Source organism: Streptomyces sp. enrichment culture, from assembly GCF_964272895.1.
Classification (GTDB): Bacteria; Actinomycetota; Actinomycetes; order Streptomycetales; family Streptomycetaceae; genus Streptomyces.
Genome location: NZ_OZ186832.1, coordinates 49,979 through 71,230, shown reverse-complemented (window position 1 = coordinate 71,230; position 21,252 = coordinate 49,979). Strand labels below are relative to the sequence as shown.

Here is a 21,252-nt window from a genome sequence, read left to right as displayed (position 1 = left end):
ACCGTCGCTGCTGCGCGAGTCCAGGACGAGGGCGTCTCCACCCGGGCCCAACGTGATCGGTTCACCACAGAAGTCGCAGCTCCAGACCAGCGATTCCAGGTCGGCAGGCCGGATGCTGAGCCGCACCGACACCGGCGGATGCCAGCGGTGGATCTGCTCGATGACCGCATCGATGCGTGAACCGACGGGTGGAAAGAGCGCGAGCAGTTCGTCGTGCGTGCTCGCGCTGTCGGAGAACTGCTGGATCATGTCGATGGAGGCCGACAGACCGGCGTTCTCGTAGCCGACGATCTCGACGAGCACACCCCATGGGTGGTGGCCGAGGACCCTGGCTTCCACCTTCTGGCCGGGCATGAGCGCCAGACTCGCCGTCTCGAATCGTTCCATGAACCGCTTCCCCGTCCCTTGGCCCGGCAGGCCCGCGCCGACGTCGGAGCCGATCACCGCGCTCAGGGCTTGCACAGTGTCATCGTACGGGTGACGGTCGGACGGGAACGGACAGCGTGGCACCGCCTCTGACGTCCAACCGCCGAGTTCCGCCGGGTCAGCAACCGGTGCTCCGCTCCAGCTTCTCGAAGAGGAACTCGTGCTGGAGAAAGGACACATCGTATTCGTGACCCGGCTGAGGCGGCAGCAGCTGGGACGCCTGGAAGAGGCGCCACCCGTCCTGCAGCGCGGCCGACCCGGTGGGGTAGGGCGGCTCGTCGCTGTCGCCGGTCGTCGGCCGGGTCCGGCCGGTCCCGTCGTACCGGGACCAGCCCACGACATCGGAGTCGAGCGCTGACGTCGAGAGGTACAGGACCAGGATCTGCTGGGGTGACTCCTCAGGGCGGGGCGGTTGGTGACGCGTGTGACCCAGTGGTCGACATCGAACGAGTCGTCACCGGTCAGGGCCCGCCACAGCAGGACCCGGTTGTAGATCTCCAGGCGCGCGGTGGCCTGCTCGTACCAGGGGAAGTACCGGCTGAGCTCGGCGGTGACCGCCGGGTCCTGGAGGTCGGCGGTGTCCCACAGACGCACCTGCGGCACGGTCGGGTTGAGGCGGATCTTGTACATGGAGCGGCGGCGAGCGGTGTCGTTGCGGCGGCCGCCGTGCCAGATGCCGTGATGCACGAGGACGACCGTCCCCGCCGGGCAGGTCAGCCGCGTCTGCCCTCTGAGGTTCTGCACGCGTCCGATGTCCGTCTCGTTGATCCTGCGCAGATGGCTGCCGGGCACACTGAGCGTGCCGCCCATCCCGGCGGTCACCTCGTGCGGGTAGTACATGAGCTGGATGTCGAACGCGTCGGGCCGTACGTCGATGATCGCGTCGCCGTGCAGGGGCTGCGCCTGTCCCTCGTGCGGCTCGCGCACATGCACCGCATGGTGGTCGACGGTCGGCTCAGGGCCGACCAGGCTCTGCACGGCGCCGGCGACGGCCGGCAGGGCGAGCAGCTCGTGGATGAAGGTACCGGGCGTGAAGGCCCGGCTCAGCGGAGTGCCGTAGGGCACGGCCGGCAGGTCCTCGGCCAAGGCGGCGAGGGCCTGTTCGTTGACCTCCCGCGGCACGACCCCGTCCAGGCGCAGAAATCCCTGCGCGACGAAGCGCGCCACCTGAACCGATGTCAGGAGTTGCTCTGTGGTCGGCATACAGCGAACGTACGTGCCCGGCCACGCCCGGTCGTGGGCTGGAATCGTCCACTGCTGGTAATTTCTCGTCCTCGTGAAGCGCGTGACGCTGGGCCTCGACGAGCCGCCCACCGTGGTCGACGCCGGTGTCGGGGTGCACGGCGTCTTCACCGACCACGACGTCTTCCGCCTGCCCGACCTGTGGCAACTGCACCTGTACCACTACGAGGGCACGCTGTCCCTCGGGCAGTCGGTGCACCCCATACGGCCGGGCCATGTCAGCCTGGTGCCGCCGAACACGGAGGTGCACTTCCACTACCGGGGCCGGTCGGAGCACTTCTACGTCCATCTGCGGCTGCCCGACCGCGGCACCGCCCGCGTGGTCCCGGTGATGCAGGATGCCGCCGCCGAGAGCGCGCGTCTCGCCGACCTGCTCCGCGAGGCCGTGACGGCGATGCCGGCATCCCCATCGCGGGCGACCGCCGAGATCTGGGCCGCCCTGTGGCGCATCGCGGAGTTGCCGAGGGACGAGGGGGCCGGACGCCACCACCCTGTCGTGGCCGCCGCACAGGCGTACATCGAGGAACACCTGGCCGGCCCGCTCTGCGTACCGGACGTCGCCCGCGCCGCCGGAGTCTCCCACACCCACCTGACGCGCGTGTTCCGCGCCGACACCGGCCGCACGGTCGTGGCCTACATCCGGCACCGGCGCCTGCAACGCGCCCGCCACCTCCTGCTGTCCTCGACGCTCTCCATCACCGCCGTCGCCGCGGCCGTCGGCATCTCCGATCTCCAGGCATTCAACAAGGCATGCCGCCGCGAGCTCGGCGCGAGCCCGCGTGCCGTACGTCGGGAGGGGCGCGCGAGGCCGGAGTGAGCCGTGCCCGGTGGCGCGCGCCGGTGCGGGAAGGGTGGGTGGGGACTCAGGTCTGCCCGCACGGCGCCGCGGCCTTTCGCGGACACATCGCGTCAGCGGCGCGGATAGACGAGGATGCGCTCCCCTCCACCGGAGCTGGTGCCGAAGACGGCCGCGTCCGCGCCGATCAGATCCGGCACGAGGGTTCCCTCCGGCAGCGCGGACGCCTTCCCCGTACCCAAGTCCACCGAGGCCGGCGCCCTGGTGGTCCCGACGGTGCCGACCTCCATGGCATTGCCGTACGCCGTGCCGTCCTTGTCCACCGCGACCAGCTCGACCCGGTTGCGGGCGCTGGTCGACTCGAAGCAGTGGCCGCGCTTCGCCCGCAGGTCGAAGACAGCGAGATCAGCGATCACATAGCGGCCGTCGGCCGACACGGCGGGCTCCAGCGGATCGTCGTCAGGTGCTTCACAGGCGACCGAGGCCACGACTTCGCCGGTGCTGCCGTCGTGCACGGCCCAGATCGATGTGTCGGCGGGTCCCGTCTCGCTGGGCCAGGCCGCCACCACCTGCCCGCCCTGGGTGCCGTAGACCTCCACGTCCCGCGAGCCTTCGCTCGCGATCGCTCCGGCCGGGACGGCGTCACCGCTGAACCAGCCGCCGCTCACCCAGAAAGCCCGAAAACCCTGGACCAGAGGGCCCTTTGGCGTGATCCCGACGATCCTGGCGTCGGTCTCGCACGAGGCGATGAGCTGATCGCAGGGCTTGGGGCTCTTCAGCGCCGGGCTCTGCCGGTCGTGCGTGGTCACCCGGCCCGACAGCACATCCACCACGGCCGTGGAATCGTCCAGCCTCACCAGAGCGAGGCCGCCGTCCCGCAGCACGGTGAAACCACCGGACGCCAGGCCGGGAAGCGTGGTCTCCCTGACCGGTGCCGCCTGCTTGCCGGTGGAGGCGGTGTCGTACACGGCGAGCCGGGTGACGCCTGCGCCCTTGTTCACGGCGTCCCCGCCTTCGGTGCCGGTCGCGGCGAGCACGGCGTACTCCTTGCCGTCCTTGTGCGTCACGAACACCCGGACATCGATGTGGTCATGACCGTCGCCGGGCGCAGGCCGGACCATCGGCTCAGAGGCCCAGCGGATCGCTCCGGTCCTCGCGTCGTGAGCGACGATGCGCGAGCTCTTGCCGTCGGCGGTGTTCGACCGGAGCAGCACCAGCCCCGCGTCGGCCGCGATGACGGGGCTGCCCAGTTCATCGCCCGTGTTGCCGTCCGGCTCGGCGACCCAGCCCTTGGTGCTGTCGAACGCCTCGGGTATCGCCTTCTTCGGCGCGGCGGCACCGGCCGCGCTCTGCTCCGGCGCCGGCTCGCGATCCGTGCCGTCCGGTGAATCCGGCGAACTCCCGCATGCCGCCAGCGAGAGCGCGGCAAGCGTGGCGGCCATCGCGGCCACGGTCCTCTTAAACGGCTTCATGTCTCGTCCCCCTTGCTTGGTGTGAAAGCCGAAAGCGGTGGCATCCCGCACCGTCACGCCAAGCGGATCCCCACGATGCACGTGTCGTCGTCCGTGTCCGACTTGCTGTACGTCAGGAGGCGGTCCAACTGCTGGTCCAGCGTGCCGAGCGGGGTGCGGGCGGCGGTGAGGAGGTACGTCAGGGACTCGTCCACCGAGCGGTCACGGCGTTCGACGAGGCCGTCGGTGTACATCAAGAGGGTGTCGCCCGGTACGAGTTGCATCTCCGCCTCCTCGTAGTCCGCCTCGGGAACGGCACCGAGGAGCAGACCCTTGGTGAGCGGAAGGCGGCTCGACCGTCCGTCGCGCACCAGCACGGGCGGAAGGTGCCCGGCACGGGCCCAGCGCAGGGTGCGGCGGTCGCGGTCGTAGAGGCCGCAGACCGCGGTGGCGGTGACCGCGTCCGTCAGGTTGTGCGCGACCATGTTGAGCCAGGACAGCAACTGGCCCGGTCCGGCTCCGGTGACGGCGAGGCCGCGCAGCGCGTTGCGCAGGACGACCATGCTGGTGGCGGCGTCTATGCCGTGCCCGGCCACGTCACCGACGCACACCAGGACCAGCCCGGACGGCAGCACGACGGCGTCGTACCAGTCGCCTCCCACCAACTGCTCCTCCTCCGCGGGCCGGTAGCGCACGGCGACCTGGAGGTCGTCGATGCGCAGCGGATCCTGGGTGGGCGGCATGATGGCGTGCTGCAACTGCAAGGCCAGCCGGCTGTGTTCACTGGCCTGCTGGGCGGTGTGGGCCAACTGGTCGCGGGTGACGGCGAGGGCAACCTCGGTCCAGTGCTGGGCGGAGATGTCCTGGTAGGCGCCCCGCACACTGAGCAGGCGCCCCTCGGCGTCCAGCACCGGCTCGGCGACCACCCGGATATGACGGGTCACCCCGTCCGGACGCTGCATCCGGAACGCCGTCGACGCGGACCGGTGATGGCGCAGCACGGTCCGCAGGAACCGGCCGATGGCGACGAAGTCGTCCGGGTGGGCATGGGCGGCCAGATCCTCCAGCGGTACCGGAGTGCTGGAACGGGGGCGCCCGTAGAGGTCGAAGAGCTGCCCGTTCCAGGTGATCTCACCGGTGAGCACGTTCTCCTCGAAGCCACCGATTCGGCCGAGCCGCTGGGCGTGCTGGAGGAGGCTGGCCAGCCGGGCCGACTCGTCCTCGATGCGCCAGATGAGCAGCACCGCGCCGCCGTGCCTGCTGATGCTGATGTCCGCGACGGAGGACAGCGGCACCTGGTCGACGAGAGCGGTGAGGTTCGCGCGCCGCGCCCGGAACGGCTCCCCGGTGGCGTACACCCGCTCGACGTTCTCCAGGAGTCCGCCGGTGTCGGCGGCCAGCGGATACGCCTCCAGCAGCAGAGCCCCGTTGACGACCGCTCGGGGCCGCCCGGCGGGGTCCTGGAAGCGGTGGTTGACGTGCTGGATACGGAAGTCGACCAACTCCCCGTCGCCGTCCAGGTGGGGGACGAGGACCAGCGCGGGGTCGTGCAAGGCGTCGGCCAGGTCCATCAGCTCCGCGATGTCGGGCAGCACCCGGCGCTCGTGCAGGGCTTCGCGGGGCGGCGTGTAGCTCTCGAGCGTGTGCGCGCACAGCTCGGCCAGGGCCTCGACCTGCTTGATCACCTGAGGCGGCTGCGGCTCCAGCGGCTCCGGCCAGACGATCTCCAGTACGCCGTGGATCCGGCCGCCGGTTCCGGCGGGCAGCGCGACCCGGCCGCCCCGCGGATGCTGATGCCGGCCCACACTGGGCAGCCCGGTCTCCGCCAGCGAGGTCATCCACTGCCCCGTGCGCTCGGTCAGACCGCGCCGGGCCACGGTCGCCACGTCCGGCGGTACGTAACGCCAGCGGGCGGCCTCGGCGGGGGAGAAGCCCGCGTGTCCCGCCAGGCTCAGCGACCCGTCGACGCCCGCCGCCCAGATCGCGACGGCCACCGCGCCGAGCGGCCGCAGCGCGTGCTCGAGCAGCGCGTGGGCGGCGGCCTGGGTGTCGTTCGCGGCCAGCGTGCCGCTCTCGGCGGCCCGCAGGCGCAGGGAGACCTGTCCGCTCTCCTTGTCGTCGGACGCAGCGGCGTCCCCGGTCCGCGCCATGGCCGTCGCCGCCAGGAACGCGTCCGTCACCTCCGACATACGGTCGCGGGCGGCCCGGTTGATGATGTCCACCGCGAACTCCAGCGGTGTCACATGCGCCTGCTCGGCGAGCTCGGTGAGCTGCCGCGCGGCATGCGCCGGGCCGCAGCCCAGACGCTCCACCAGGATGCCCTTGGCGAGTTCGATCAAGGCACGCCCCTCGACCTCGGCCTGGGCCGCCCGTACCGCGCGGCTGAGCCGGTCGACGGTCGCGGCCAGTCTGCCCACGGACGACCGGGCGGAGGCGTCGGCGAGTTCGATGGACGGGTCGTCCACGGCGGAGTCCGTCCGGGAGGCGGGCAGCCGCACCGGCGGACGGGCGCCGGTCGGCGGCGTCGCCTCCGGGCGCGACTCGGGCTCCGCACGGACCGGCTCGCCGGAGGGATGGCGGGTGCTCATGGCTTCAGTGCTCCTCGGCTGCGGGGCGATGCGGTGCGCGACGCGGGACGCCGCGCACCGGCGGGCCCCGCCGGGCCGCGCTGTGTGGACCGGGGCCTCATGCGGACAGCCAGCGCCGTACGCAGGCCATGAGGTCGTGGGTGTCGACGGGCTTGGTGACGTAGTCGCTGGCCCCCGAGGCGAGGGACTTGTCCCGGTCGCCCGGCATCGCCTTCGCGGTGACGGCGATGATCGGCAGATCCGCGTACTGCGGCATGCTGCGGATCTCGGCGGTCGCGGCGTAGCCGTCCATCTCCGGCATCATCACGTCCATCAGCACCAGGGCGACGTCCGGGTTGTCGACGAGCGTCTCGATGCCCTTGCGGCCGTTCTCCGCGTGCAGGACCCGGAACCCGTGCAGCTCCAGGATCCCGCTGAGCGCGAAGAGGTTGCGGGCGTCGTCGTCGACGACGAGGACGGTACGCCCGGACAGCGACCGGTCGACCAGATGGGGGACCGGAAGCTGTGGTTCGTCCGGTCGTACCAGGGACAGGACGTCGCCGGGCTCCTCGGCCGACAGATGCAGCGCGATGCGCTCGCGCAGCTCGTCCAGGCTGGTCAGGACCTCCAACGCCCCGGCCTCCGCCCGCGCGCGCAGGCTCTCCTGCAGCGCCACGTCGGCCGGCTGCCCGTTGTGCAGCAGCACCGGCACGGCCGACAGCGCCGAGTCGCCCTGCACGGCGTCGAGGAACCGGGACGCCTCCCCCTCCGGCATGCCCAGATCCACCACGACACAGTGGCAGGGCTGCGCCGCCAGTGCCCCGGCCGCCTCCTGCGCGCCCGCGGCCGTGATGAGGTCGATCGACGGGCGAGGGACCCCGGAGTCGTCACGTCCCCGTGTCAGGTCGGCCACCACGCTCTCCGCCACGAGCGTGAGCAGACCGCGCGGGCGTTCCTCCACGATGAGCAGGCGCCGGGGGCGCTGCTGGAAACCGGAGGTGAGACCGGGCACAGCCGGCTCCGACGGAACGTCGACCGCGGCATCGGCCGGGCCGCCCTGGGAGCCTCCGCCGTTCGCCAGCAGCTCCGCGAAGTCGGGACGGGCCACCGGGAGGTAGAGCGTGAAGGTGCTGCCGTGACCGGGGGTGCTGTCCACGGTGACGACCCCCCCGAGCAAGGTGGCGATCTCCCTCGTGATGGACAGCCCCAGGCCGGTGCCGCCGTACTTCCTGCTGGTGGTGCCGTCCGCCTGCTGGAACGCGCCGAAGATGCTCTCCAGATGCTGCGGCGGGATGCCGACGCCGGTGTCCTTCACCCGGAACGCCACGACGGTGCCGCCCCGCACCACCTCGGCGGGTACCTCCGTGTCGTCGACGGGCTCGATGGACAGCTCCACGCTGCCCGACTCGGTGAACTTCACCGCGTTCGACAGCAGGTTGCGCAGCACCTGCCGCAGCCGGGAGTCGTCGGTGAGCAGATCCGCCGGCGCGCCCGCGGCGGTGGTCACGGTGAAGTCGAGACTCTTCTGGGTCGTCATGGGCCGGAAGGTGGCCTCGACGTACTCGATGAGCTGGCGCAGCTCCACGCGCTCCGGGGTGACGTCCATCTTCCCGGCCTCGACCTTCGACAGATCGAGGATGTCATTGATCAACTGCAGCAGGTCGGAGCCCGCGGAGTGGATGATCTGCGCGTACTCCACCTGCTTCGGGGTGAGATTGCGCGAGGGGTTCTGCGCGAGCAACTGGGCGAGGATCAGCAGGCTGTTGAGCGGGGTACGCAGCTCGTGGCTCATGTTGGCCAGGAACTCCGACTTGTACTTCGACGCCAGGGACAACTGCTGGGCGCGCGCCTCCAGTTCCTGCCGCGCCTGCTCGATCTGGAGGTTCTTCGCCTCGATGTCCCGGTTCTGCGCGGCCAGCAGGGATGCCTTGTCCTCCAGCTCGGCGTTGGAGCGCTGGAGTTCCTCCTGCTGCACCTGCAGTTCGGTGGACCGCGCCTGGAGTTCGGCCGTCAGACGCTGGGACTCGGCCAGGAGCTCGTCGGTGCGGGCGTTGGCGACGATGGTGTTGACGTTGACCCCGATGGTCTCCATCACCTGGTCCAGGAAGTCCCGGTGGATCTGGGTGAACGCGCTCACCGACGCCAGTTCGATGACCCCGAGGACCTGCCCCTCGACCACGATGGGCAGCAGCACCAGACTCGTGGGCACGACCTGGCCGAGCCCGGAGGAGATGGTCACGTAGTCCTGCGGGAGCTTGTCGATCGTGATGGCGCGCCGGCTGCGGGCGGCCTGGCCCACCAGGGTGCGGCCGAAGGCGATGCGGGTGGGCAGCCCGCTGTCCGCGGGATAGCCGTACGATCCGACGAGCCGCAGCTCGGGCCCGTCCGCGCCGTCCTCGGCGAGATAGAAGGCGCCGTACTGGGCCGACACCAGCGGGACCAGCTCGTCCATGATCAGCTCGGCGACCACCGGCAGGTCCCGATGCCCCTGCATGAGGCTGGAGATCCGGGCGAGATTCGTCTTGAGCCAGTCCTGTTCCTGGTTGGCCCGTGTCGTCTCGCGCAGGGACTCCACCATCGAGTTGATGTTGTCCTTGAGCTCGGCGACCTCACCGGACGCCTCCACGGTGATCGACCGTGTCAGATCGCCCTCGGCGACGGCGCTGGCGACCTCGGCGATGGCGCGGACCTGCCGGGTCAGGTTGCCCGCCAGTTCGTTGACGTTCTCCGTCAGCCGCTTCCAGGTACCCGAGACACCCTCGACCTCGGCCTGTCCGCCGAGGCGTCCTTCGGTGCCGACCTCGCGGGCGACGCGGGTGACCTCGTCGGCGAAGGCGGAGAGCTGGTCGACCATCGTGTTGATCGTCGTCTTGAGCTCGAGGATCTCGCCGCGCGCGTCGACGTCGATCTTCTTCGACAGGTCGCCGCGGGCCACGGCGGTCGTCACCAGCGCGATGTTGCGCACCTGGCCGGTGAGGTTGTTGGCCATGGAGTTGACGTTGTCGGTGAGGTCCTTCCACGTGCCCGCCACATTCGGCACGTGGGCCTGTCCGCCGAGGCGTCCTTCGGTGCCGACCTCGCGGGCGACGCGGGTGACCTCGTCGGCGAAGGCCGACAGGGTGTCGACCATCGTGTTGATGACATCGGCCAGCGCGGCGACCTCGCCCTTGGCCTCCACCGTGATCCGCTGCGAGAGGTCACCGCGGGCGACGGTGGTGGCCACCTGGGCGATGGACCGCACCTGGTGGGTGAGGTTGGACGCCATGACGTTGACGTTGTCGGTGAGGTCCTTCCAGGTGCCCGACACACCGCGCACCTGCGCCTGTCCGCCGAGGCGTCCTTCGGTGCCGACCTCGCGGGCGACGCGGGTGACCTCGTCGGCGAAGGCGGAGAGCTGGTCGACCATCGTGTTGATGGTGTTCTTCAGTTCCAGGATCTCGCCGCGGGCGTCGACGGTGATCTTCTGCGACAGGTCGCCCTGCGCCACGGCCGTCGCCACCAGCGCGATGTTGCGGACCTGGCCGGTGAGATTGCCCGCCATGAAATTGACGGAGTCCGTCAGATCGCGCCAGGTGCCCTTGACGCCCTTGACGTCGGCCTGTCCGCCGAGGCGTCCTTCGGTGCCGACCTCGCGGGCGACGCGGGTGACCTCGTCGGCGAAGGCGGAGAGCTGGTCGACCATCGTGTTGATGGTGTTCTTCAGTTCCAGGATCTCGCCGCGGGCGTCGACGGTGATCTTCTGCGACAGGTCGCCCTGCGCCACGGCCGTGGTCACCTGGGCGATGGAACGGACCTGGCTGGTGAGATTTCCGGCCATGTGGTTGACGGAGTCCGTCAGATCCCGCCAGACACCGGCGACGCCCGGCACCTGGGCCTGGCCGCCGAGGCGTCCTTCGCTGCCCACCTCGCGGGCGACGCGGGTGACCTCGTCGGCGAAGGCGGAGAGCTGGTCGACCATCGTGTTGACGGTCTCCTTCAGCTGCAGGATCTCGCCCCGCGCCGGCACGTCGATCTTCTGCGACAGATCACCCTTGGCCACCGCCGTGGCGACCTGCGCGATGTCACGCACCTGGGTGGTGAGATTGCCCGCCATGGCGTTGACGGAGTCGGTCAGATCGGCCCACGTACCCGAGACCCCCGGCACCTGGGCCTGCCCGCCCAGCGTCCCCTCGGTGCCCACCTCGCGGGCGACGCGGGTGACCTCGGAGGTGAACACCGACAACTGGTCGACCATGCCGTTGAAGACCTTGGCGATGTCGCCCATGAGCCCGTCGCCGTCGTCCGGCAGGCGGGTCCCGAAGTCCCCGTCCCGTACGGCGGTCAGTCCCGCCAGGAGCTGCCTCAGCTCCTGGTCACCCGGTGCCGCCTCGGCAACCGCGGCGCTGTCCCTCGTCATGCGCACCCCTCGCTCCGCACCCCAGGAGTCCCCGACACCGAGGACCCGGACCCGTGCAGGGACCCCCAACCCCGGCACACTGTGCGCATTTCCGCAGTTCGCGGTCCTGCGCGATGAGAAATACGCGGCAGGTTAACCCACCCGTACAGCCAGGAACAAAGCAGCAGTGGAAGCGCTCGCCGTACGGAAATCCCAGGATGGCCGGATCCTTTCGCTGCCGTGAGCCCTCGGGGCCGCCGGCCGGGGCCGGGACTCCGGGCGGGCTACCCTGAGATGCGTATCGCCACGGTCGTCGACGCCTGCCACGACCCCTCCGCGAAGGGGGCGAGCGCACCATGAACCTGCTGCCGGATCTCGGCCCCGTGCGCGAGCGGGTCGGTGCGGCGATCTTCTCCCGCGTGGCCGGGCCGGAGGGCCCGGCGAACCGCGCCCGCATCCACGGCACGCCCGGACCGCGCTGGTTCGGCCCCGAACGGCCGATCCGCAGGGTGCACGGCGACGCCGCGATGTTCACCGGCGGACTGGCCGCACTGCTGCTCCAAGCCCTGCACCCGCTGGCCATGGCCGCCGTCGCCGGACACTCCGGCTTCCGCGGCGACCCCTGGGGCCGCCTCCAGCGCACCAGCACCTTCCTCGCCGTCACCACCTACGGCCCCGCCGACCGCGCCCATGAGGCGTGCGAGCGTGTCCGGGCCGTCCATGCCTCCGTACGCGGCACGGCCCCCGACGGCCGCGCCTACGCCGCGTCGGACCCCCACCTGCTGCGCTGGGTGCACATCGCCGAGGTCGACTGCTTCCTGCGCGCCCACCAGCGCTACGGCGCCCATCCGCTGGACGAGGGCGGCTGTGACGGATACGTCGCCGACATGGCCCGTATCGCCAAGGAGCTCGGCGTGCCCGACCCGCCCACGGACCGGGCCGGACTCGACCGCTGCCTGGCCGCCTACCGCGACGAACTGCGCGCCACGCCCGAGGCCCGCGACACCGCGCGCTTCCTGCTGCTGCGCCCGCCGATCCCGTGGCCCGCCCGCCTGCCCTACGCGGCCCTCGCCGTCAACGCCGTGTCACTGCTGCCGGCCTGGGCCTCCCGTGAACTGCGCCTGCCCCGCCTCCCGGTGGCCGAGGACCTGCTCGTACGGCCGCTCGGTACGGCGACCACGGCCGGCATCCGCTGGGCGCTGGCCCCGACCCGCGCGAGGGTCCGGGCGGGGCACGCCTGACCCGGACAGCACCGTTCCCGGCGGGCGAGGACCTGGTCAGCCGTCCCGGCGCCGGGCCGTCTCGTCGGCACGGCCTCCCGCGCCGAGCGGACCGGTGTGCTGGAAGGCGGACCCGGCCTGGATACCGGGCAGCCGCCGCCGGGCGACGCGCAGCACGAGGGGCGGCAGCGCGGCGCGCACCGGCTGCAGCAGGCGCAGCCAGGCCGGCACGTAGACGGCGGTCCGGCGGCGTTCGACCGCGCGGGCCAGCCGGGCGGCGGCCTGTTCCACGCTGTGCGTACGGCGCGCCGGCGGTGGCATGTGCGCCCGCAGTTGCCGCAGGACGGTGTGCCGGTCGGCGTCGCGGACCATGTCGGTGTCGATCCAGTTGAGGTAGGCGATGCCCACGCTGACGCCGTACGGCGACACCTCGGCCCGCAGACTGTGCGCGAATGCCTCCACCCCGGCCTTGGAGGCGCAGTAGGCGCTCATGAGGGGTGATGCCCCGATCGAGGCCAGGGAGGCCACCTGGAGGAAGTGGCCCGCGGTGGTGATCAGGTCGGGCAGGAAGGCGCGGGCGGTGTGGGCGCTGCCGACGAGGTTGACGTCGATCACCCGCTGCCAGGTCACCGGATCGGAGGAGAGGAACGGGCCGCCCTCGGCGATTCCGGCGTTGGCGACCACGGCCGAGACGGGTCCGAGGAGGTCGCGCACCTCGCCCGCGGCGGCCGCGAGGGCGGCCGGATCGGTGATGTCCGCCTCCAGCGCCGGGACGGTGCCGGGCAGGGAGGCCGCCACCGCCTCCAGGGCGGCCTTCTCGTGGCCGAGCAGCGCGACGCGGGCACCCCGCGCGGCGAGCTCGCGTGCCAGCGCCGCCCCGATACCGCGCGCCGAGCCGGTCACGACCACCACCCGGTCGGCCAGCGGCCCGCTCACGGGACTCCGCCGGTGCGGTCGCGCCGGCTCAGCAGCCGCTGGACGCCCGCCAGTGCGGGTGCGCGGCCGCGGTGCAGTGCGGCACGGGCGGCGTTGGCGCCGGGCGCGCCGTGCACGCCGCCGCCCGGATGGGCTCCCGAGGAGGCGAGGAAGAGACCCGCCACCGGGGTCTCGGGGCGTCCGGAGCCGGGCACGGGCCGGAAGACGAGCTGCTGGTGCAGGGCGGTCGTGCCGCCGTTGATCGCCCCGCCGACCAGGTTGGCGTCCAGCGCCTCCAGGGTCGGGGGTGCCAGGATGCGCCGTCCGCGGATCAGGCCGCGGAAACCGGGCGCGAAACGCTCCACCTGCTCCTCGACCCGGTCGGCCATGCGCTCCTGGTCCGCGGTGTCCCACCGCCCGGTGATGCCCTGGTCCGCCGCGTCCGAGCGGATACGGCGGGGCACATGGGTGTAGGCCCAGGCGGACTCCGTTCCGGTCGGGGACCGGGTCGGATCGGCCGTGGTCATCTGGCCGAACAGCAGGAAGGGCCGGTCCGGCACCTGCTCCATGGCGATCTGCGCGGCGAACCGGGTCAGCTCGTCCATGCCGTCGGCCAGGTGCACGGTCCCGGCCCGGCCGGCCTGCTCGGCGCGCCAGGGCACCGGCCCGTCCAGCGCCCAGTCCACCTTGAAGGTGGCGAAGTCCCACTGGAAACGCCGCAGGTCGGCCAGGAGCTGCGGGGGCAGATGCTCGCGGGGCACCAGCTCGCCGTACAGGACGGGCACCGGTACGTCCGCCAGCACCGCCCTGCGCGCCCCCACGGTCAGCCCGGTCGCCGTACGCACGGCGACGGCCCGCCCGTCCCGTACGAGGATCCGCTCCACGCGCTGCCCGCAGTCGATCCGTCCGCCCCGTGAGTGCAGCCGCCGGGCCAGCGCCTGGGAGAGCGCGCCGGAACCGCCGACGGGCACGGGAAAGCCGTAGGTCTGCCCGAGCATCGACATCAGCCAGCCGAACCCGCCGCTCCCCGCCGACTCGGGGGCCAGATCGGCGTGCAGCGCGTTGCCGGCCAGCAGGAGCCTGCCTCCCTCTCCGCGGAACTCCTCCTCGCCCATCCTGCGCACCGGCAGCACCAGGGTGCGGGCCGCGCGCAGTCCGCCGGCGGCGCGCAGCCGGACGGCCAGCCGGGTGGCGGAGCGCACCGGCGGGAAGGGGGTGAACAGGGCATCGAGGAGGTGGGGGTCCAGGCGCTGCCACAGCTCGTGCAGGCGCCGCCAGCCGGCCCCGTCACCGTTCGCGAAGGCGTCGAGGGAGCTCGCCGTGGTGTCGAGGTCACGGTCGAGCAGGGCGCAGCTGCCGTCGCTGAGGGGATGCGCGAGCACGCTGGGGGCGTGGCTCCAGCGCAGCCCGTGGTCCTCCAGCCGCAGCGCGGACAGGACGGGCGAGGCCGCGGCCAGCGGGTAGAAGGAACTGAAGAGATCGTTGACGAAGTCGGGGTGGACGCCCCGGTCGTGCCGCACCGCCCCGCCCGGCTCCGGCTGCTCCTCCAGCACCCGCACGCTCCAGCCCGCGTCCGCCAGCACATTGGCGGCGACCAGACCGTTCGGTCCGGCGCCGATGACCACGGCGTCAGGCATGGCCCGTCCCGTCGTGATCCGGCCCGGCGGCCGGTACGACCGCCTCCCCGCGCTGCCTCTGCAGGTCCTCGCAGACGTGGGCCAGGCGGCGGAGCATGGCGCGGTGCCGGAGCTGGATGAGCACCTCGAAGCCCGCGTTGTGCAACAGGCCGCCCGCTCCCTGCAGCGGATGCTCGTCCACGATCACCAGGCAGTGCTCGCCCCACGGCCGCAGCTCGATCGCGATCCGGGCCGTGCCGAGCGGGCCGGCGTGGGCCTCCAGCTCCAGGGCGACGCCTTCGTCGCACCGCCGTACGACGGTCTCGTTGGACAGCCGCAGCGGCCCCAGCGGGATCTGGTACCGCACCGCCGCTCCCGTGTGCGGCCACTGCCCGCGCACCGGTTCGGCCTCCGAGGGCCCCACGACCCACCGCGGATACCCCCCACCGTCGGCCAGCGCCGCCCACACCACCTCCGGACTGGCCTTGATCAGACGATGGCGAACAGCCATGCGCGCCTCCAGCTCTCCGGTGACGGGCTTCGATCAGCCACCGCCGAGTGCCCCGCCGACCACGCGCACAATCACCCCGGAGACCTGGAACGGTCACGGCGGCCTCAAGGAGCGCGGTCCGCCGTGACCGCGAGGGGCCACGCCACCCGTCGGCCGAGGGCGGCGGCTAACCCTTGGCCACCGCCTCGGTTCAGGGGGTGGACAGCTCGAACCGCGTGACGCGGACCGTACCGCCGAGGGCCTGCGTGGCGTGGTTGAAGAGGGCGAACCGGTAGCCCATGAAGAACCGCCAGTCGTTGCCCATGGAGAAGGCGGGTCCGAGACGGGTGAACGTGATGCCGTCGGTGCTGTAGGAGAAGGTTCCGGGGCGAGGTGCGCCGGGGCGGATGTCCGCGTTCGCGCGCAGCCAGATGCGGCCGCCGGAGACGGGCGCGCTCGCGATCTCGGTACCGGTGCCGGTGGTGTTCCAGTTGCTGTCCATGGTCAGTCCGGTGACCATCACCACCCGTGTCGCACCGCCCTCGCGCTTGAGGCCGATCCAGGCGGAGGAGTCACGCAGCAGCGCGAGCCCGGCCCGGTCGCCGTCCCGCATCGCGGAGTGGTCGAGCTGGACCGTGGCGGTGGAGGTGGGGCCCTGGATGCGGTGCGTAAGGGTGTTGCGGGCCCAGTAGAGGTCGTGGGTGACGGTCGCGGTCCGCAGCGTCAGGCCGTTGCCGACCGACCACTTGGTGTTGTCGGGGTTGTGGTTCCACTCCCATCTCGGCTTCAGGGTCGTGCCGTCGAAGGTGTCGACGCCGGTCATCGGGGTGACCTGGCGGGGCGGAGTGGGCACGGCCGGACTGGGATACGTGGTGCCCCACGCGCCGTCGACCAGTTGGACGACGGGCCAGCCGTCCGCGGTCCAGGTGACCGGTGCCAGGGCGGGCATGCGGCCGCCGGGATAGGCGTCGACGAAGGCCATGTAGTACCAGGCGCCGCTCTGCGTCCGCACCAGTCCGCCCTGGTGGGGGACGCCGCCGCCGGGGATCGGTCCGCGCAGGTCGAGGAGGACCTGGCGCATGGTGTACGGGCCGAAGGGGCCGCTCGTGGACTTGAGGATGTACTGGCCGTTCGCGGGGCGGGTCAGGAAGATGTAGTACTGGCCGTTGATCTTGTAGAACCGGGCGCCCTCCAAGGTGCCGACGCTCGACGGTGTCCTGAACACCTCCTGCGTACGGACCTGGTTGCGGCCGTCGGGCGAGAGCTGGGCCACGCTGATGGTGGTGTTGCCGTACGCCACGTACAGGGTGTCGTCGGTGTCGACGAGCAGCCCGGCGTCGTAGTAGGGGGTGCTGATCGTGGTCAGCCTGTTCCAGGGCCCCTCGACCGCGGTGGCGGTGTAGAGGTACGTCCGGGCGAAGTCGATCTGGCCGAGCCAGTAGAAGGTCCTGTTGCTCGGCCGGTAGGCCAGCGAGGACGCCCAGACTCCTCTGACATAGCCGCGGGCGCCGTTCAGGTCGTACTTGGCGCCGAAGTCGAGGACGGGCACCGAGTGGCCGGCGATCTCCCAGTTCACCAGGTCGTACGACCGCAGAACGGGGGCGCCCGGCGAGTAGTGCATCGTCGAGGCCGAGGCGTAGTAGGTGTCGCCGACGCGGATGATGTCGATGTCCGCGAAGTCCTGCCAGATCACCGGGTTCGTGTACTGCGCCGCGGTCGCGCGGGCGGGTCCGGAGGGGAGGAGGGCGGCGGCGGCCAGGCCGGTGGCCGCCGCCAGCGTGCGGCGACGAGTGAGGGGTTGATGCGACCATGACAGATCCATGGAGGTGTTCACCTCGAGTTCAGTGGTCGGAGCGGCTCTATCGCATTCGAAATACCGAACAAAGTACGACCTGTCGAGCATTCTGGATGATAGGGGGTTGCCGTGCCCCGTCAACCCTTCTCACGGGAGGCCGGCGGCGCACACCCCTAGTTCCTCAAGAGGCGCCACCGGTTGTCGGCAGTGCCGTTGTCCGAGTCCTGGACCGCGAACGCGCCGACCGCGTGGAGTTGTTCGCGATGGCGAGCAGCTTGCCGCTGTGCGCGTTGCGGATCTTGTAGGTTCCGTCTCCTTGGTCGAGCAGTGTCCATCTGTGGTCGGCGGTGCCGTTGTCGGACCACTGAAGGACGGTCGCGCCGTCCGTCGTGGCCATGTCCTGGACGCCGAGCACCTTTCCGCTGTGGGCATTGCGGAAGCGGACCGCGTTTCCGTCGGTGATCATGTGCCAGTTGTGGTCGGCGGTGCCCGAGTCGTGCCACTGCAGAGCGCGGCCACCGTCGGCCGTGGACATGTTCTGGATGCCCAGCACCAGGCCGCTGCCCGCGTTGGCGAGACGGACGGTGCTGCCGCTCGTGTCCCAGTAGACGGTGTAGTTGTGGCCGTGGGCGTCGTGGAACGGCCCCAGGCCGACGGTGGAGCCGTTGGCGGTGGCGGTGAAGGCGAGCGAGCCGCTGCTGGTCCGTCTGATCGAGGAGGTGTTCAGCGACGGGAGGGAGCTGAGCGCCGAGTCGCCGTAGTTGCCGGACAGGACCACCGGGCCGTAGGTGATCGCGGCGACGTTCGGGTTGTCATTGGCCGCCCGCATGACGATCCGCATGGGCAGGCGGACGGTGACCGTGTCGCCGGAGGCCCAGGAGCGGTTCAGGGTGGCGTAACTGCCAGGTGTGGTGGCGATGTTCTGCGTCGTGCCGTTGACGCTGACAGTCGCCCCGGTGGTCCAGCTCGGGATGCGGATGCGCATGGCCCAGGTTCCGCCGACGTTGCCGGTGACCTGGAGGGTCGTGGTGTCGCTGGTCGGGTACGACGTGGTCTGGGTGACCGTGATCCCGCGCTCCGACCAGGTGAGCACCGAGGGCACGAACAGGTTCACGATCAGCGTGCTGTCGCTGCGGAAGTAGAGGGAGTCCATCAGCCGGGTGTGCATCTCCAGGCCCGTGCCCTGGCAGCACCAGAAGGTGCCGTAGTCGGTGCTCCAGGTGCCGCCGCCCCACGCCGGTCCCACACCGCGCCGGCCGCCCGGGTTGAGCGGGGTGAAGTAGGTGACATGGCCGTGGTGATCGGCCGGGTTCTGCTGGCCGATCATGTGGTTCAGCCACGCGCGCTCGTAGTAGTCGAACAGCTCGACCCGGTTCGGGTCCAGCGCGAACAACTCCCGAGTGAGGAGGAGCATGTTGAACGTGTTGCAGCTCTCGCACGTGTCCCGGTTCAGATAGCCCGCGATGGCGTTCGGGGCGCGGAAATGCTCCGCCTGGCTGTTGCCTCCGATGGCATAGGTGTGCGTGCCGACGCAGATGTTCCAGGCGTTGGTAACGATGTCCCGGTACCGGGTCGTTCCGGTGGCCTTGTACGCGCGGGCGGCCCCGATCCATTTGGGCACCTGGGTGTTGGCGTGCAGTCCGTTGAGCCGGTCCTGGTTGGACGCCAGAGGGTCGAACACCGCGGCGTGGTCGAACCGCCGGGCGACGGTGAGCCAGCGCGCGTCGCCCGTCTGCTGGTAGAGATCGGTCAGCACGGCGTTCATGCCGCCGAACTCGGTGCCCAGCATGGCCTGCATCTGCTGCTCGCTCAGCCGGCCCGTGCGCCGGTCGACCCATCCCGCCAGGGCGAGCAGCACGTCGCGGGCCTGTGTGCTGCCGATGTGGCGCCAGACGTCCAGCAGCCCGGCGAGGGTCTTGTGGATGGTGTAGTACGGCACATTGCCGTTGCTCAGCGTCCGCTGCTCCAGAGCGGTGAAGTCCGACTCGGGGTAGCCGGAGAGGTACCCGGCGTCGAAGCCGGCGGCGCTGTTGTTGGCCTGGCATCTGGCCAGTTCCGCGACCATGTAGGTCGCCTTGTCCCGGCAGACGGTGTCCCCGGTCACCGCGTACAGCTGAGCCCATGCCGTGAGGAAGTGCCCCTGGACATGGGTGCGGAAGGGGAAGTCCGGCGCGTCCCAACCACCGTTGGGGGCCGCGCCGTTGGTGGACAGCCGGTGGTTGGCGCGGAAGTTGTACAGCAGTCGGTCGACATCGACGAACCGCAGGTAGTTCCGCGTACGGTCCTGGTTGTCCAGCCACCGGCTCGCGGTGAGCCGGACCTGCCCGAGTGCGAAGGGGTGCGCGGAGACCCCGATGTCGGCCCTGGCCGGAGGGACGGCCGCGTGGGCGGGGGAACCGCCGATGAGGGATCCGGCGGCAGACGCGGCGGCGGTGGCCCCGGCTGCTTGGAGGAGGTGCCGTCTGCTGATGGGGGAGGACATCGTGCACCTTTCATGACGAGAGAGTCCGCCGAAGCCCCACCGGGGTGCGGGGCAGCGGTGTTGGCTCACTGGGTGTAGAAGGTGGCGTCGGCCCGGTCGGTCGCCGTGCCGAGAGCCTGGACCCGCAGCAGGTAGTCGTAGTGGCGGATGTAGCGGCCGGGGAGGTTGTACGACTCGTACGAGACTCCGGCAGGGTCCGCGAGACCGGGCCGGGCGGTGAAGGAGGCGTCACCGGCGAACAACGACGTCCCGTCGTTCCTCTCCACCCACACCTCGTGGTTCTTGTGGCGCAGGAAGTAGCCGGGGAAGTTGGCCGACTCCAGGGAGACGGTGCCGCCGCCGGCGAGACCGGTGACGACGCGGAACTGCGAGTCGGCCAGCGGGGAGACGTTCGGCTCGATCCTGGCGCGGTACTCCCAGTGCCGGATGAACCGGTCGGGGAAGTTGTACGAGGAGAGCCGGATCGGGGTGACGCCGTCGGCCACCGGGATGCCGAAGTCGGGTGTGCCGTCGGCCCTCCAGTAGATCTTCTGGACGCGGGTGCGGCGGTTGGGGTCCTTGAGAGGGTCACCGCTGATGTCCCTGTAACCGCGGTCGTGGTAGACGAGGATGTCCGACCTGCCGTCCTCGGAGACCGTGAACTGGTTGTGCCCGGGCCCGTACTGGCCGGTGGCGGTGTTGCTGGCGAAGACCGGGGTGGCGGTCTTCGTCCACGACGACGCGCTCAGCAGGTCGGCCGAGGCGGACGCGGTCAGCAGGCCCATGCAGTAGTTGGCGTCGGTGGCGCTGGCCGAGAAGGTCATGAAGACCTTGCCGCCCCGCTGGATCACGGCCGGGCCCTCGTTGACCGTCTGGCCCCCGGCGGTCTCCCACGAGGCGGTCGGCCGGCTGATCATGACCGGGGTGCCGGTGATGGTCCAGGGGCTGGACATCCGCGCGATGTAGAGGTTGGTGCCGCGGCCGACGGCCGGGTCGTGCTGCGCCCAGGAGAGGTAGCGGGTGCCGTTGACGGCGAAGGTCGTCGCGTCCAGGGAGAAGGTGTCCAGCGGCAGTGCGATACGGCCCTTCTCCGTCCAGGCGCCCGTGACCGGGTTCGCGGCCGTGCACTGCAGGACGTACGGCCGGATCCGCCAGATGTCGTTGGCGTCGCCGGCGGCGAAGTAGATGTACCAGGTGCCGTCGATGAAGTGGATTTCCGGAGCCCATATGTGGGCGCCCATCGCACCGCCGGCGTGCTTGGTCCAGATGGTCGTCTCGGTGGCCGACGTCAGCCCCTGGATCGTGGTGGCCCGGCGCAGCACGATCCGGTCGTACGCCGGGACCGTGGCGGTGAAGTAGTAGAAGCCGTCGGTGTGCCTGTAGATGTGCGGGTCGGCCCGCTGCTCGGCGATGGTGTTCGTGTACGTGACACCGGGGGATGCGGGCACGGCGGCGTGGGCGGTCCCGGCCGAGACGCCGGCGAGGGTGGCGGCGGCCGAGCCGGTGATCATGCCGAGGACCGTTCGACGGGCGAGCACGGGTCTCATGGAGTACACCCTCCGGTGCCGATATTTCGAACAGCGTTCGTAAACTCGGCCAGAACATAGATCCTGCACCTGCTCCGGTCAACGCTTCTGTCAGAAAAGGCGGTTCGGGGTCGCGAAGGCGGCGGAGGCGGAGGATCCGGCGCCCGAGCCCGGTCGGGTCGGATGTATTGACGCACTCCGTTTCGCCCACCTATTGTCTGCCCGATCTTACGAACGCCGTTCGACATACCGCACAACTCGACTGGCAGGGCGGCGAGTTGGCTGCGGAGCTGCCCCGGCCGACCACCGGGAGGAATGCGGCCGGGGGCAACAGCTGCCGCCGAGAACCCGCCGACCATCTGCTGCGCCGCG

At 71.0% G+C, this 21,252-nt stretch carries 11 protein-coding genes and 2 pseudogenes; 2 read left to right on the top strand and 11 right to left on the bottom strand.

Annotated features, from left to right (window positions below):
* Positions 1 to 544 precede the first annotated feature (544 nt).
* The gene (locus ACSU6M_RS00270) at positions 545 to 859 is read right to left on the bottom strand and encodes a hypothetical protein (protein WP_437074938.1); all 315 of its coding nucleotides are present in this window, start codon (positions 857 to 859) and stop codon (positions 545 to 547) included.
* A pseudogene (locus ACSU6M_RS00265) lies at positions 817 to 1,629 on the bottom strand (phytanoyl-CoA dioxygenase family protein); the annotation flags it as partial. The pseudogene ACSU6M_RS00265 and the gene ACSU6M_RS00270, both read right to left, overlap by 43 nt.
* An 82-nt stretch (positions 1,630 to 1,711) precedes the next feature.
* Between ACSU6M_RS00265 and ACSU6M_RS00260 the strand changes: the two are divergent.
* Positions 1,712 to 2,485 (top strand): helix-turn-helix domain-containing protein, encoded by a 774-nt coding sequence (locus ACSU6M_RS00260; RefSeq protein ID WP_437074937.1) that lies wholly within the window; start codon positions 1,712 to 1,714, stop codon positions 2,483 to 2,485.
* A gap of 92 nt (positions 2,486 to 2,577) precedes the next feature.
* Here the strand turns inward: ACSU6M_RS00260 and ACSU6M_RS00255 are convergent, their stop codons facing one another.
* From ACSU6M_RS00255 to ACSU6M_RS00245, 3 genes are all read right to left on the bottom strand, one after another.
* Positions 2,578 to 3,936 (bottom strand): hypothetical protein, encoded by a 1,359-nt coding sequence (locus tag ACSU6M_RS00255; RefSeq protein WP_437065942.1) that lies wholly within the window; start codon positions 3,934 to 3,936, stop codon positions 2,578 to 2,580.
* Between the two features lie 53 nt (positions 3,937 to 3,989).
* Entirely contained in the window at positions 3,990 to 6,503 is a 2,514-nt protein-coding gene (locus ACSU6M_RS00250) for a SpoIIE family protein phosphatase (RefSeq protein ID WP_437065940.1), read from the bottom strand.
* Positions 6,504 to 6,600: 97 nt separating this feature from the next.
* Positions 6,601 to 10,878, bottom strand: coding sequence for a HAMP domain-containing protein (locus ACSU6M_RS00245; protein ID WP_437065939.1), 4,278 nt, complete (start codon positions 10,876 to 10,878; stop codon positions 6,601 to 6,603).
* A 335-nt stretch (positions 10,879 to 11,213) separates the two neighbouring features.
* On the opposite strand from ACSU6M_RS00245, the gene ACSU6M_RS00240 reads away from it, so the two are divergent.
* On the top strand, positions 11,214 to 12,098 hold the full coding sequence (locus ACSU6M_RS00240; protein ID WP_437065937.1) for an oxygenase MpaB family protein: 885 nt from the start codon (positions 11,214 to 11,216) through the stop codon (positions 12,096 to 12,098).
* Positions 12,099 to 12,134: 36 nt separating this feature from the next.
* On the opposite strand, the gene ACSU6M_RS00235 is transcribed toward ACSU6M_RS00240, so the two are convergent.
* The 6 genes and pseudogenes from ACSU6M_RS00235 to ACSU6M_RS00210 all read right to left on the bottom strand — a co-directional run bounded on the left by ACSU6M_RS00235 (position 12,135) and on the right by ACSU6M_RS00210 (position 20,865).
* Positions 12,135 to 13,013 (bottom strand): SDR family oxidoreductase, encoded by an 879-nt coding sequence (locus tag ACSU6M_RS00235; protein WP_437065936.1) that lies wholly within the window; start codon positions 13,011 to 13,013, stop codon positions 12,135 to 12,137.
* Positions 13,010 to 14,629 carry a phytoene desaturase family protein gene (locus tag ACSU6M_RS00230; protein WP_437065935.1) on the bottom strand — a complete coding sequence of 540 codons (1,620 nt, stop codon included), beginning with the start codon at positions 14,627 to 14,629 and terminating at the stop codon, positions 13,010 to 13,012. Before ACSU6M_RS00230 ends, ACSU6M_RS00235 begins: the two co-directional genes overlap by 4 nt.
* Positions 14,622 to 15,119 (bottom strand): SRPBCC family protein, encoded by a 498-nt coding sequence (locus ACSU6M_RS00225; RefSeq protein WP_437065933.1) that lies wholly within the window; start codon positions 15,117 to 15,119, stop codon positions 14,622 to 14,624. The genes ACSU6M_RS00230 and ACSU6M_RS00225 overlap by 8 nt, the downstream gene beginning before the upstream one ends.
* A gap of 190 nt (positions 15,120 to 15,309) precedes the next feature.
* A complete protein-coding gene (locus tag ACSU6M_RS00220) occupies positions 15,310 to 16,920 on the bottom strand; it encodes a glycoside hydrolase family 43 protein (protein WP_437065931.1) in 1,611 nt (536 codons plus the stop codon).
* A 146-nt stretch (positions 16,921 to 17,066) separates the two neighbouring features.
* A pseudogene (locus ACSU6M_RS00215) lies at positions 17,067 to 19,375 on the bottom strand (beta-L-arabinofuranosidase domain-containing protein).
* Positions 19,376 to 19,440: 65 nt separating this feature from the next.
* Positions 19,441 to 20,865, bottom strand: coding sequence for a family 43 glycosylhydrolase (locus ACSU6M_RS00210; protein WP_437074936.1), 1,425 nt, complete (start codon positions 20,863 to 20,865; stop codon positions 19,441 to 19,443).
* Positions 20,866 to 21,252: the final 387 nt, after the last annotated feature.

Bases quoted from the DNA above. Each gene is read 5' to 3' on its own strand.
- ACSU6M_RS00250 (WP_437065940.1), bottom strand. From the start codon at position 6,503: ATGAGCACCCGCCATCCCTCCGGCGAGCCGGTCCGTGCGGAGCCCGAG.
- ACSU6M_RS00230 (WP_437065935.1), bottom strand. From the start codon at position 14,629: ATGCCTGACGCCGTGGTCATCGGCGCCGGACCGAACGGTCTGGTCGCC.
- ACSU6M_RS00220 (WP_437065931.1), bottom strand. From the start codon at position 16,920: ATGGATCTGTCATGGTCGCATCAACCCCTCACTCGTCGCCGCACGCTG.
- ACSU6M_RS00255 (WP_437065942.1), bottom strand. From the start codon at position 3,936: ATGAAGCCGTTTAAGAGGACCGTGGCCGCGATGGCCGCCACGCTTGCC.
- ACSU6M_RS00210 (WP_437074936.1), bottom strand. From the start codon at position 20,865: ATGATCACCGGCTCGGCCGCCGCCACCCTCGCCGGCGTCTCGGCCGGG.
- ACSU6M_RS00240 (WP_437065937.1), top strand. From the start codon at position 11,214: ATGAACCTGCTGCCGGATCTCGGCCCCGTGCGCGAGCGGGTCGGTGCG.
- ACSU6M_RS00245 (WP_437065939.1), bottom strand. From the start codon at position 10,878: ATGACGAGGGACAGCGCCGCGGTTGCCGAGGCGGCACCGGGTGACCAG.
- ACSU6M_RS00225 (WP_437065933.1), bottom strand. From the start codon at position 15,119: ATGGCTGTTCGCCATCGTCTGATCAAGGCCAGTCCGGAGGTGGTGTGG.